The sequence below is a fragment of the Actinokineospora sp. PR83 genome, from assembly GCF_021056305.1.
GTDB lineage: Bacteria > Actinomycetota > Actinomycetes > Mycobacteriales > Pseudonocardiaceae > Actinokineospora > Actinokineospora spheciospongiae.
On record NZ_JAJCXD010000020.1, the window covers coordinates 41,875 to 54,240 of the forward strand.

Sequence of the window (12,366 nt, forward strand, 5' to 3'; positions counted from 1 at the left end):
GAGCGGTGCACGGCCTGGGAAATGTACTCCCGGTCCGCAAGCCCGGAGAAGCCGTGACCGTCCCGCGCCCCGCGAGCTTCGCTCGACAACACCGCGCATCCTGCGGCACGGCGGCGAAAACCCGGCGACCAGGGGGTTTTAGGGGTACCGGCGGTCACCCCTACCGGTGCGCGGGCGGGCGTGTTCTTTGTACAGATAGGACAACCGCGTTGTGCCGCGGTAGGGGCGGGCACGGGGTTGTCGGCCCGCGCCCGCGCTGGAACAGTCGACCGGGGTGGGCGCGGCGCACGGGCGGGGTGACGCTGATCACGAACATGCCCGCGGCAGTTCGCCCACCGCGGCGGACTTCCGGGTCACCATGGGAGCGGCTCCCGGTGGAGCGCGGGCTTTCCCGAACGGCACTTTCCAGCACGGCGGAGGGACACCGATCCGACATGGCAGCGACCGACACGACCGAGCTGTGGGTGCGCAGGTTCCACCCGTCCCCGGACGCGGCCGCGCGCCTGCTGTGCCTGCCGCACGCGGGCGGTTCGGCGAGCTACTTCTTCCCGGTGTCGCGGGCGATGGCGCCCCGGGTGGAGGTGCTCGCGGTGCAGTACCCGGGGCGGCAGGACCGGCGGCACGAGCCGTGCCTCGACAGCGTGCAGGCGTTGGCGGACGCGCTCGTGGACGTGGTGGTCCCGTTCGCGGACAAGCCGCTGACGCTGTTCGGGCACAGCATGGGCGCCTCGCTGGCCTACGAGCTGGCGATCCGGTTGGAGGCCAGGGGGGTGGCCCCGGCCGGGTTGTTCGCCTCCGGGCGGCGGGCGCCGAACGCGGTGCGCGACGAGCGGGTGCACCTCAGCGGTGACGACGGGCTGATCGCGGAGATCAAGCGGCTCAACGGGACCGAGTCGCAGCTGCTCGACGACGACGAGGTGCTGCGCATGGTGCTGCCGTCGATCCGCGCCGACTACAAGGCCGCCGAGACCTACCGGCCCACCCCGGGGCAGTCGGTGGCGGTGCCGATCCGGGCGCTGGTGGGCGACAGCGACCCGAAGGTGACCCCGGACGAGGCGGCGCGCTGGGCCGAGCACACCACCGGGTCGTTCACGCTGGAGGTGTTCCCCGGCGGGCACTTCTACCTCAACGCCGTGGTGCCGCAGGTCATCGACCGCATCTCCCGGCACATCGAGAACAGCCTGGCGACCGCCGACTGAGGTCCGCCGGGTGGGTCGGGGCGATCACGCCCGGCCCACCCGGCGGTTCCACCGATCGGATCAGCTCTCGTCCGCCGCGGCGGAGGCGAGGAGCTGCTGCGGCAGGCCCGCGGGCAGGTCGGTGCGGCGGCTGACGTTCAGCTTTCGGTAGACCCGGGTCAGGTGCTGCTCCACCGTGCTGACGGTGATGTAGAGCTTGCCGCCGATCTCGCGGTTGGTGTGCCCGAGCGCGGCCAGCACCGCGACCCGGCGCTCGGCGTCGCTGAGCAGGTCGAGCACCGCCGTGTCCGCCGTCCGCCGATCCGTGGTCTGTTCGGGCACGTCCGCCTCCCGTCCCGGGAGCAGCTCGCGGGTGAGCGGCTCCGCCTGGCAGCCCTTGGCAAGCTGGGCCGCGCGGCGGGCGACCGTGCGGGCCTTCTCGCAGTCGGCCGCGGCGTTGTGCGCGTGGCTCAGCGCCAGCAGCGACCGGGCGAGTTCGTAGCGGTCGCCGCCCGCGTGCAGGGCCTCCACCGACTCCAGCAGCAGCGCGGTGCGCCGGTCGGCGGTGGCCGCCGCGGCCAGCACGCGCAGCGACTGGCCGCGGGTGCGCGGGCCGTCGCAGCCGGGCCGGGCCAGTTGCTCGGCCATCAGCGCGCGAGCCGCGTCCCGGTTGCCCAGCGCCAGGTGCGCGGCGGCGGCGCCGGAGCGCCACGGCACCAGGGTCGGCAGGTCCAGGTCCCAGTGCGCCATCAGCGCACCGCAGCGCTGGTGGTCGGCGAGGGCGGCGTGCGCGCGGCCGGTGGCGAGGTTGTGCCCGGCGCGGGCGTGCAGGTAGCGCAGGCCGAACTGGGTCTGGAACATGGCCTCCGGCACCGGCATCCGCAGGAGGGTGGCGGCCGGCTCGTGCTCGCCCATGGCGGTGGCCGCGGCCACCCGCACCGACAGCGGCACCCCGATCGCCACGCCCCACCCCTGCGGGGTCAGCAGGTCGATGGCGGCCTGGGCGCGCTCGGCGGCGGCGGGCAGGTCGCCCTGGCGCAGCGCCACCTCGGCGCGGATCGCGCCCAGCACGGCCAGCCAGGTGTCGGCGCCGCGGCCGGTCGCCTCGGCCAGCAGCGCGTCGCACCAGTACGCGGCCCGGTCGTTGCGGTCGGCCAGGATCAGCGCCACCAGGGCGGAGAGCTGCGAGCCGAGGGTCTGCTCGCCGAGGCGGCAGCTCTGCAGGATCTGCTCGGCGGCGGTGACGATCTCGGTGCGCGCACCGCCGCCGCGGATGCGGTCGAGCATCGCCGACACCCGCGACCACGGGTCGGTGATCGCCCCGGCCACCCTGGGCGCGGGCACCGCGGGGACCACCGTCGGGTGCAGGAACTCCAGCCAGCGCAGGGCCAACCCGGCCTGCCCGGTGGCCGGGGCGTGCGCGGTGGCCCCGGACAGCTCGGCCAGGGTGTCCGACAGCTCGCGGGTGTGGCCGTACCAGAGCAGGAACTTGGCCAGGTGCAGCCGGTTGCGCGGGGTCAGCCTGCCCGCGGTCCGCGCGGCGCGCAGCGGGCCCAGGTAGCGGGCTGCGGCGGAGGGGTTGCGCCGCCACTCCACCCGCAGCAGCAGGGTGATCAGGTCGGCGCGCTCGTCGTCGTCGCGGGTGATCCGGGCGGCCAGCTCCAGGCCGCGCAGCGCGGGGGCGAGGCGGTCGGCGACCAGGTCCTCCTGGGCGGCGTGGCGCAGCACCGACACCGCCCACTGGCCCTCGACCGGGGCGTCCAGGTCGGCGGCGGCGGTCAGGTGCGCGGCGACGTCGGCGGCCTGGGCGCCGTCGCGCAGCCGCAGCCGGGCGGCGCGCAGGTGCAGGTCGGCGCGGTCGGCGACGGCCATGCCGTCGAGCACGGCGGTCTTGGCCACCGGGTGCCGGAAGCGGCCCGCGTCCAGCAGCCCGGCCAGTTCCAGCACGTCGAGCGCCTGCGCGGCGGCGTCGGAGGTCATCTCCAGCAGGGCGCCGAGCAGCGCCGGGGTGGCGGCGTCGCCGAGCAGGGCGAGCCCGCGGGCCACCTGGCGCATCGCCGGTTCCCCGCGGTGCAGGCAGGCCAGCACGCCTGCGGCGAACTCCGGCCCCACGGCGATGTCGGACTCCCCCGCCCGGGCACCGGCGCGCAGCGCGGCGCGGTGGTCCTCGGCGAGGGCGTTGACCAGCAGCGGGTTGCCGCCGCTGACGGCGTGGTGCACCGGGGCGAGGGCGGCGGCGGTGGCCGGGTCGAAGCGGTCGGCGAGCAGGTCGGCGACGCCCTCGGCCGACAGCGGGGACAGCCGTAGCTGCGAGGTGTTGGGTTGGCGGGTGACCTCGGCGCGGAACACGGCCTGGGTGGGGCGGGGCTGGGCCCACTCGGTGAGCACCACCAGGACGCGGCCGAAGCGCATCCGCCGCTGTAAGTAGAGCAGGGCCTCCAGCGAGGCGCCGTCGGCGAACTGCACGTCGTCGACGGCGATCACCACGGGCTGCTTCTTGGCCAGTTCGATCAGGGTGGCGCAGAGGGTGTCGAGCAGCCGGGCCCCGGCGCGGCCGAGGGCGTTGGGGTCCTCGACCGGTTCGGCCTGCTGGGCGCGGACCCGGCGGGTGGCGTCCTCGGCCAGCTCGACCGGGATCGCCGGGCTCTGCGCGAGTTGCAGGACCACGCCGAAGCGCAGCGTCCGCTCGGCGCGCGAGCCGGTGGCGGTCATCAGCACGGCCCCCGCGGCGGCGACGTGCTCGGCGAAGGTGTGCAGCAGTTCGGTCTTGCCGCTGGCGACGCCGCCGCTGACGAGCGCGACCTGGCCCCTGCCCCGGGCGCACTCGGCGTAGAGCCGGGTGAGTGTGCCGAGTTCCTCATGCCGTTCGACCAGCGCCATGGTCTGCCTCTCCGCTTTCTCCGCGCGTCCCGTCCGCGTGCACGATGGGAACTCTGTCGCCAGTCACGCAATGTGACGGTTTTTCTCCGTTCCCCCCCGTCCGGGATGAATCTAACGGCTTCGACGGCCATTGTGGAAGCTTTGCCAATTGACTCGATGAACAATGCGATTCCCGGAGGTGACCTCGCCCGCACGGTGGCCCATTCGGCCTATCCGAATGGTCCCGCAGGGGGTACCGGGCTGCCCGCTTCCTCTCACGGTCGAGGACTTTTTGCAATGGACGGAATAGGTCACGACGCCGAAGGGTAGTCACTGGCCATCTTCGTCACGGTTGGTGAGTAACCAACCGTGACCTTAAGAGTGCCTTAAGTAGTCGCAGTTGAGGGGAGCAAGGTGAGCCCCCGACGCACTCCGCCGCACCCGCGCCACCACTCGGCGGTCTCCTCGAACGGCATCCGCGAACCCGGAACGGACACTTTTCCGACACCTCGGATTAACCCAACCGAGTGACGCCGGGAATTCGACGGCGGCCAATCCGAGACCGAATTGCGACAGGACCAATACGGGCGACCACGCCGGGGCGGCGCCTTCGGAGTCAATGCGCGCCCGCGAGGGCGGCGCTGCGCCGGATCCACAGCAGGCCCAGCACCGGCAGCACCAGCGGGACGAATCCGTATCCCCGCCCGAATAGCGACCACACGGTCGCATCGGGGAAAGCGGCCGGGTCGAGCAGGCTGAACGCGCCCACCGCCACGACCCCCACCAGCTCCACCGTGCAGGACACCACCGCCACCCGGCGCGAGGCCGCCGAGCCCCGCACGAGCCCCGCGGTCGCCACCACGTAGACGACGGCGGCGAGGGCGGAGAGCAGGTAGGCCAGCGGGGCCCGGTCGAAGTGGGTGCCGAGCTGCACCGCCGACCGCGCGCACGCGGCGAGCGCGAACAACGCGTAGACGGCGATCAGCAACCGGCCCGGGCCGCTGCGGGTGGCCGCCCGCAGCCCCGGCCGGGGCTGCCCGTGCGACTCGGTGCTCGATTCGGGCCCGGGGTTCGGGTGCGCGTCGTGGGGGGCAGGCTCAGCGGCCGGGTGCGCCCCGGTCCCGGGGGCGGGATCGGGAGTCGGGTGCGCGTCGGGTCGAGCGGCGGGATCGGGGGGCGGGTGCGCCTCGGGTCGGGGGTCAGACACCGGGGACCGCCGCCCAGACCTGGTCGAGTCGCAGGTTCAGCACCGGGACCACCAGGCAGCCGATCACCAGGACCGCGATGCCCCACCGGGTGCGCTCGGCCAGTGACCAGAACACCGCGATCGGCAGCACCAGCAGCGCGCCCAGCAGGTAGCCGCCGAAGGTGAGCGCCTCGACGTCGCGGTCGGTCGTCGCCAGGTTCACGAAGCCGACGACGGCCTGCGCCAGCAGGCCCAGTTCCAGCAGGACCAGCAGCCCGAGGTAGGCCCACCCGTCCGGGCGGCCCGGCAGCGGCGGGCGGAACAGCACGACCAGGACCAGCGCCCACAGCGCGGCACCGAGGGCGACCCAGTTGAGCGCGGAGGTCAGTGCGTCGACCACCGGCACCACCGCACACCCGAGAACCCGCGCATGTCGAGAGCTTCGCACGGCCGGTCGGCGGGAAGCACGTCGGGGCGGGGTGCCCGGGTGACACAATCGACCCCGGCCGACGACACACGGTGTACCGGGGGGTGCGATGTCGACAGCGGACCTGACCGCCCTGCTGCGGGACCCGGCTCGCCGCGCGGAGGCGGTGGCCGCGGTGCGCGACGCCTTGGCCGCACTGGGCCAGGGGGCTCCGGCGCGGTGGGTGCCGGACCCGGAGCGGGTCCGGCACCTGCGGCGCGAGCTGGTCGCCGGGGCCGACCTCGACAGCCTGGCCGACGACCTGCGCCTGCTGTCGGAGGACGAGGCCGCCGAACTCCTGGCGGGCGAACCGGACCGGTGGGACCGCGCGACCATCACCGCCGTGGTCGACCGGTTGGCGCCGGGCGCGATCCCGGTGGGAGCGCTGGCCCGGCTCTGGCTGACCACGCACACCGGGTTGAGCGCCGGGGACCTGGCCGCGCTGCTGGGCCCGGCGCCGCGGCGGACCCTCTACCGCGGCCTGCTCCCCCTGCTCACCGATGACCTGGCGGGCCTGCTGGCCGCGGAGCTGCTGGCCGACGTGCTCGACGGCACCTGGCCCGCCCACCCGACCCCGGAGCCCGCTGAACTGCCCGACCAGCCCCGGGACAGCGTCGGGCACTGGACGCCGGTCGACGAGGACCCGGGTGAGCACGACCACACCCCCCAGCAGGGGAGTGGTGGCCGACCTCCCGCCAACGGCGGGTATGGCCAGGCATTCCCACCTGCGGGCGGGCGGGACCGGTGCACACCGACCGGCGGTCGCGGTGCCGGGTCGGAGCGGGTGGCCTGGCCCGTGGTGGCGGCACCGGAGGTGGTGCCGCCCGGCGCGGAGTTCGACCTCGTGGTCGGCATCGGCGCCGAGCCCTCCGCCGAGGTGACCGGCACCGGGTCGCTGCGGGTGCCCGAGGGGGATGTGCTGATCGAGGTGACCGTGGTGTTCGACCCGGTGGCGTTCGCGCCGGTGGGGTGGGCGAACCCGGTGACCCTGGCCGCCACCGGCACCAACCCGTTCCCCCGGATCAACCTGCGGGTGCGGGCGCTGGCCGGGGTGGACCTGGGGGTCCGGCGGGAGATCGGGGCGGCGTACTTCGTCGGCGGGGCGTTGCGCGGGTACGGGTCGCGCACGGTGCAGGTGACCGATGGGCCCGGGGAGCGGTTGGACCTCGTCGGCGGGGACAGCCTGGACCTCGGGCCGCTGTTGGCGGCCGACGCGCCGGACCTGGTGGTCGTGGTGGAGCGCGGGGCGGACGTGGGCGGGCAGACGTTGTTGTGGAGTGCGCGTTCCCCCTTGCCGGGGGTGGTGGGGGTGCCGGGGCCGCACCGGGTGGGGATCGGGGACGACCCGGCGGGGTTGGCCAGGGCGGTGCGGTTGAAGATGGGGGCGGTGGCCGATCCCCGGGACGCCGTGTTGACGTTGATCGGGTTGGGCCGGGAGATCGGTGACAAGGTGCCGGTGCCGGTGGCGGACGCGATCCGGGCGGTGGTGGCGGCGCGGGCCCCGGCGCCGCCGTCGGTGTTGCTGCTCAGCGCCGAGCCGCACGTGCCGTGGGAGTTGGCGGTGCTGGACGAACCCGAGCCGGACCGCAGCCCGTTCCTGGGGGCCAGGGTGGTGCTGGGGCGGTGGGTGTTGGACACGCGTCGGCCGCGGCCGACGCCGCCGGTGCGGGCCTCGGGGGCGGGGCGGGCGGTGGTGACGGCCCGGTACGAGGGGGTGCCGGGATGGAACCGGTTGCCCAGCGCCGAGGCGGAGGCGGCGGGGTTGGCGGCGGCGTACCCGCCGTGCGCGGAGGTGGCGCCGCTGCACTCGGCGGTGTTGGACTTCCTGGAGTCCGGGCCGCCCGCCCGGGCGGTGCACTTCGCGCTGCACGGCAAGTTCGACCCGGACAACGCCCAGGACGGCTTGGTGCTGCTGGCCCCGGCACCCGCCGACCCGAACCGGTTGGTGCCGCGGTTCCTGAGCCCGGAGCACGTGTCGGCGATGTCGTTCACCGGCCACCCCTTCGTCTTCCTCAACGCCTGCCAGGTCGGTGCGGGCGGTACCGTGCTCGGCGACTACTCCGGGCTGGCGCGGGCGTTCCTCGCCGCGGGCGCGTGCGGCGTGGTCGCTCCACTGTGGAACGTCGACGACGTGGCGGCGAGCGAGCTGGCCGAGGCGTTCTACGCGGCGGTCTACCGCGGGCTGCCCGCCGCCGAGGTGCTGCGCGGGTTGCGGGCGGGCGTCGACCGGCGGACCCGGGACGGCAAGCCCGCGACCACCATGGCGTACCAGTTCTTCGGGCACCCACGACTCGCCCTGCACCTGTGAAGGAGGACCGCGATGGCTGAGGACCTGCGCCCGGACGGCACGGACGTGCGGATCGGGGACGTGGTGGTCAGCTCACCGGGGCTGATCGGCCGGGTGGAGGTGCACCCGGCGGGCGGCACGGGGATGCGCGGCGCCGAGGCGGCGTCGGCGGAGTTGCTGTCGGCGTTGGCGCGCAACGGTTTCGACGAGCAGTTGACCGTGGAGCTGCTGGACCCGGTGGAGGTGCCCGAGCTGGCCTCCGGGGCGACCCGGTCGACGGCCGCAGGCGGGCCGGGGGTGCGCTTCGAGGTGCCCGGGCCGGGGACCGGGCTCGGGCAGGTGGTGCTCGCCAAGGACGAGCAGGGGGTGCTGAGCTGGGTCCTGCCCGACGACATCACCCCGGCGGAGGTGGCGACGCGCGGCGGTGACCGGCGCTCCTACACGATCGCCCGCCGGGTGGCGCCGGTGGACCCGGGGGCGGACCCGTCGCGCGGGCTGCTCGGGGCGCTGGGGTCGAAGCTGTTGAAGGTGCTGGTGTTCCCGTTGGTCGACCCGGTGGTCGGGGAGGTCGGGGAGTTCTTCGTCAGCCGGTGGGAGCAGCGGTACCGGCCGGTGCGGCTGCGCCGGTTCACCGCCGACGACCACGCGCTGCCGCAGCCGGTGGACCCGGCCGGGCCGGACTGGGCGGCGCTGGCGGCGGGGCCCGCGCTGCTGTTCGTGCACGGGACCGCCAGCTCCAGCCACGCGGGTTTCGGCGGGCTGCCCCGGGAGGCCGTGCTGCGGCTGCACGAGCGCTACGGCGGGCGGGTGCTGGCCTTCGACCACCGCACCCTGTCGGTGGACCCGGTGGTGAACGCGCGGGAGCTGGTGGAGCAGGTGCCCGAGGGGGCGGGGCTGGAGGTCGACGTCCTGGCGCACTCGCGCGGCGGGCTGGTGGGCCGGGTGCTGTGCGAGCTGCCCGGCGAGGTGGGGCTGGACCCGGGGCGGCTGCGGGTGCGGACGCTGGTGATGGTGGCGACCCCGAACGCGGGAACCGCCCTGGCGCACCCGGACAACCTGGACAAGTGGCTGGACCGGATGACGAACCTGCTCCAGCTTGTGCCCGCCAACGCGGTGACCGACGTGCTCGACGTGGTCCTGACCGTGGTGAAGCAGTTGGCGCTGGGCGTGCTCAAGGGGTTGGAGGGGCTGATGTCGATGAACCCGGCGGGCGAGTTCCTCACCACCCGGCTCAACGTACCCGCCCCGCACGCGGCGGTCTACCGGGCGGTGGCGTCGGACTACGACCCGCCGCCCGGGGCGCCGCTGCTGGCCTGCGCCCGCGACGGGCTGACCGACCTGGTGTTCGGCAGCGCCCCCAACGACCTCGTGGTGCCCACCGAGGGCGTGTTCGCCGCCAACGGCGCGTCGGCGTTCCCGGTCGGGGAGCCGGAGGTGTTCGCCGCCGCCGACTCGGTCGACCACAGCGGCTACTGGGCCCGGCCCCGGGTGGTGGCCGCGCTCGACCGGTGGCTGACCGGCTGAGAACAGGTCACCGACAGCCCCGGCAACCGGGCGTCCACCCACGACAGTGCGAATCGGGTTCACCTCAGCGGGGCATCCGCCGCCACAGCCACCGGGGCAGCAGGCGCAGTCCGAAGAAGAGCGGGCGCAGCGCCCCCGGCACCCACACGTCGCGCTTGCCGCCCGCCAGGGCGCGGGCCGCCGCGCGCGCCACCTGTTCTGGCGTACTCGACAGGGGCGCCGGTGCCATGCCCTCGGTCATGCGCCCGACCACGAACCCGGGGCGCACCACGAGCAGTCGGACACCGCTGCCCACCAGCGCGTCGGACAGGCCGCCCGCGAACCCGTCGAGGCCCGCCTTCGCGGAGCCGTAGACGTAGTTCGCCCGGCGCACCCGGACCCCGGCGACGGACGAGAACGCGACGACGTCCCCGCTTCCCTGTTCCCGCAACAGGTTCGCCAGGTGGCTCAGGACGCTCACCTGCGCCACGTAGTCGGTGTGCACGACCGCCAGGGCGTGGTCGACGTCGCGTTCCGCCCTGGCCTGGTCGCCGAGCACCCCGAAGGCGACCACGGCGGTGGCCACCGGTCCGTGCTCGGCGACGATCCGGGAGAGGACGGACGGGTGCGCGGCGAGGTCGTCCGCGTCGAAGTCCACACGGGTCACCCGGGTCGCGCCCGCCGCGCGCAGCTCCCGTTCCCGCTCCGCCAGGGCGCTCGTGTCCCTGGCCGCCAGCACGACTTCCCTGGCGCCGCCTGCCACCAGCCGTCGGGCCAGAGCCGAACCGATTTCACTTCCTCCACCGAGGACAACCACCGAACCGCTCATTGGACCAGTCTGCCGTCTCCGTCACCAGCGTTCCACGGCACCTGACCCCATTTGCCGCAGCGCCCGGACGGATCGAGTGAAAGATCGACTCGACGGTCACTCCGAGTCGATCCAAGTCGGACATCTGATTCCACTTGCTGGGACACGACCATCCCATTCGGGGACTGCCGCCCCCCGATCAGCGGTGCTAGCTTCGACGCCGTCGGTGTCGAACGTTTGGGGCACAGGGACAAACCCGGACACCCGGTCGGCCGAGGGCACGACCGCGGGGCCCACTTCCGCCCGCGCCGAACCTTCGGCAACTCCTCCCACCTCGTGAAATCCGGATCAGGAATGGCGGTACCGCTGTGACCGAGACCCTGCACCCCTTGGACCCCGCCGCGCAGCCGTCGCAGCAGTCCCTGGGGACGGCGGCGGCGAGAAACCTCGCGACCACGACCAAGTCCGTGCCGCAGATGCAGGAGATCACCTCTCGCTGGCTGCTGCGGGTCCTGCCGTGGGTGCAGGTCAGCGGCGGCACCTACCGGGTCAACCAGCGGCGCAGCTACGTCGTCGGCGACGGCCGCATCGACGTCGACCGCAGCGGCTCGCAGTCCCGGGTGATCGCCGGTGACCTGCGCGAACTGGCGTTCCTGCGCGAGTTCGACGACGAGGAGACCCTGGGCGCGCTGGCGAACCTGTTCGCCGAGGAGACCTACGCCGCGGGCGACACCATCGTCGAGTGGGGCCACGCCGAGGACCGGTTCCTGGTCATCGCGCACGGCCGGGTCGAGCAGCGCGCCGCGGGCCGCTACGGCGAGGAGGCCGTGGTCGGCGTGGTCGCCGACGGCGACTACTTCGACCAGTGGGGCCTGCTGGAGGAGCGGATCTGGGACTTCACCGCCCGCGCCGCCACCAACACCACCGTGCTCGCGGTGCGCCGCGCGGACTTCCAGAACCTGGTGGAGCGCTCCCCCGCGCTGGCCGAGCACCTGCGCGCCTTCGCCGAGTCCGACTCGGGCAACCGCGACGGCGAGAAGCCGATCGAGCTGTCCGCGGGCCACACCGGCGAGGTGGAGCTGCCGGGCACCTTCGTCGACTACCAGGACGCCCCGCGCGAGTACGAGCTGAGCGTCGCGCAGACCGTGCTGCGGGTGCACAGCCGCGTCGCCGACCTCTACAACCAGCCGATGGACCAGGTCGAGCAGCAGCTCCGGCTGACCATCGAGGCGCTGCGCGAGCGCCAGGAGCACGAGCTGATCAACAACCGGGACTTCGGCCTGCTGCACAACGCCGACGCCCGCCAGCGCATCCACACCCGCACCGGGGCGCCCACCCCGGACGACCTGGACGAGCTGCTGGCCAAGGTGTGGAAGAACCCGGGCGTGATCCTGGCGCACCCGCGGGCCATCGCCGCCTTCGGCCGCGAGTGCAGCAAGCGCGGCATCTACCCGGCCAACGTCGACATCGCGGGCCACCAGGTGCCGTCGTGGCGCGGGGTGCCGGTGCTGCCGTGCAACAAGATCCCGGTGTCGGACACCCGGACCACGTCCATGCTGCTCATGCGCACCGGCGAGGCCGACCAGGGCGTCATCGGCCTGCACCAGACCGGCATCCCGGACGAGTACCAGCCGAGCCTGTCGGTGCGGTTCATGGGCGTCAACGAGAAGGCGGTCATCTCCTACCTGGTGAGCGCCTACTACTCGGCCGCCGTGCTGGTGCCGGACGCGCTGGCCGTGCTGGAGAACGTCCAGATCGGTCTCTAGCCGGGTGCCGGTGGTCCCACCCGGGGCCACCGGTCCCGCGCCCGACCCAGCGCCAGGAGCGACATGTCCACACCGCCGTCCAACTCAGCCGATCCCCATCCGGCCACCCCGCACCCGGCGACGCCGTCGGGGCGGCCCACCACCCCGACGCCGCCGGGCCGGGCCCCCGACCACGCGCCGCCGTACTCGCTGCTGTTCCCGCGCCCGCCCGCCACCACCGGCGGCGCCGGGGTCCCGGTCCCGGCGACGGACCCGGAGGCCGCGGCGGTGCGCCCGCCGTTCCACCCGCCCGCCCCGCGACCACCCGCGGGCG

Annotated in this window: 8 protein-coding genes and 1 pseudogene; 5 read left to right on the forward strand and 4 right to left on the reverse strand. The window is 74.3% G+C overall.

The annotated features are described in order from the left end of the window. Nucleotides 1–434: 434 nt before the first annotated feature. Complete coding sequence (locus tag L6E12_RS07010) at nt 435–1,199, forward strand: thioesterase II family protein (RefSeq protein ID WP_236227058.1); 765 nt, start codon at nt 435–437, stop codon at nt 1,197–1,199. A 60-nt stretch (nt 1,200–1,259) separates the two neighbouring features. Here the strand turns inward: L6E12_RS07010 and L6E12_RS07015 are convergent, their stop codons facing one another. The 3 genes from L6E12_RS07015 to L6E12_RS07025 all read right to left on the reverse strand — a co-directional run bounded on the left by L6E12_RS07015 (nt 1,260) and on the right by L6E12_RS07025 (nt 5,623). Beyond that, entirely contained in the window at nt 1,260–4,058 is a 2,799-nt protein-coding gene (locus L6E12_RS07015) for an AAA family ATPase (RefSeq protein ID WP_236227059.1), read from the reverse strand. 595 nt (nt 4,059–4,653) lie between these two features. Beyond that, nucleotides 4,654–5,058, reverse strand: a complete 405-nt coding sequence (locus L6E12_RS07020; protein ID WP_236227066.1) for a hypothetical protein — start codon at nt 5,056–5,058, stop codon at nt 4,654–4,656. A 178-nt stretch (nt 5,059–5,236) separates the two neighbouring features. Further along, the gene (locus L6E12_RS07025; protein ID WP_236227060.1) at nt 5,237–5,623 is read right to left on the reverse strand and encodes a hypothetical protein; all 387 of its coding nucleotides are present in this window, start codon (nt 5,621–5,623) and stop codon (nt 5,237–5,239) included. Between the two features lie 136 nt (nt 5,624–5,759). Between L6E12_RS07025 and L6E12_RS34690 the strand changes: the two genes are divergently transcribed. Both L6E12_RS34690 and L6E12_RS07040 read left to right on the forward strand, forming a co-directional pair. After that, nucleotides 5,760–7,997: a CHAT domain-containing protein gene (locus L6E12_RS34690; RefSeq protein ID WP_255683085.1), complete on the forward strand. Its 2,238-nt coding sequence runs from the start codon at nt 5,760–5,762 to the stop codon at nt 7,995–7,997. A 12-nt stretch (nt 7,998–8,009) separates the two neighbouring features. Then, nucleotides 8,010–9,500 (forward strand): triacylglycerol lipase, encoded by a 1,491-nt coding sequence (locus tag L6E12_RS07040; protein WP_236227061.1) that lies wholly within the window; start codon nt 8,010–8,012, stop codon nt 9,498–9,500. 64 nt (nt 9,501–9,564) lie between these two features. Here the strand turns inward: L6E12_RS07040 and L6E12_RS07045 are convergent, their stop codons facing one another. Further along, nucleotides 9,565–10,308: an SDR family NAD(P)-dependent oxidoreductase gene (locus L6E12_RS07045; RefSeq protein ID WP_236227062.1), complete on the reverse strand. Its 744-nt coding sequence runs from the start codon at nt 10,306–10,308 to the stop codon at nt 9,565–9,567. Nucleotides 10,309–10,655: 347 nt separating this feature from the next. On the opposite strand from L6E12_RS07045, the gene L6E12_RS07050 reads away from it, so the two are divergent. Further along, nucleotides 10,656–12,053 (forward strand): family 2B encapsulin nanocompartment shell protein, encoded by a 1,398-nt coding sequence (locus tag L6E12_RS07050; protein WP_236227063.1) that lies wholly within the window; start codon nt 10,656–10,658, stop codon nt 12,051–12,053. A 63-nt stretch (nt 12,054–12,116) separates the two neighbouring features. Next, a pseudogene (locus L6E12_RS07055) lies at nt 12,117–12,366 on the forward strand (hypothetical protein); the annotation flags it as partial.

Bases quoted from the DNA above. Each gene is read 5' to 3' on its own strand.
- L6E12_RS07040 (WP_236227061.1), top strand. From the start codon at position 8,010: ATGGCTGAGGACCTGCGCCCGGACGGCACGGACGTGCGGATCGGGGAC.
- L6E12_RS34690 (WP_255683085.1), top strand. From the start codon at position 5,760: ATGTCGACAGCGGACCTGACCGCCCTGCTGCGGGACCCGGCTCGCCGC.
- L6E12_RS07045 (WP_236227062.1), bottom strand. From the start codon at position 10,308: ATGAGCGGTTCGGTGGTTGTCCTCGGTGGAGGAAGTGAAATCGGTTCG.
- L6E12_RS07010 (WP_236227058.1), top strand. From the start codon at position 435: ATGGCAGCGACCGACACGACCGAGCTGTGGGTGCGCAGGTTCCACCCG.
- L6E12_RS07015 (WP_236227059.1), bottom strand. From the start codon at position 4,058: ATGGCGCTGGTCGAACGGCATGAGGAACTCGGCACACTCACCCGGCTC.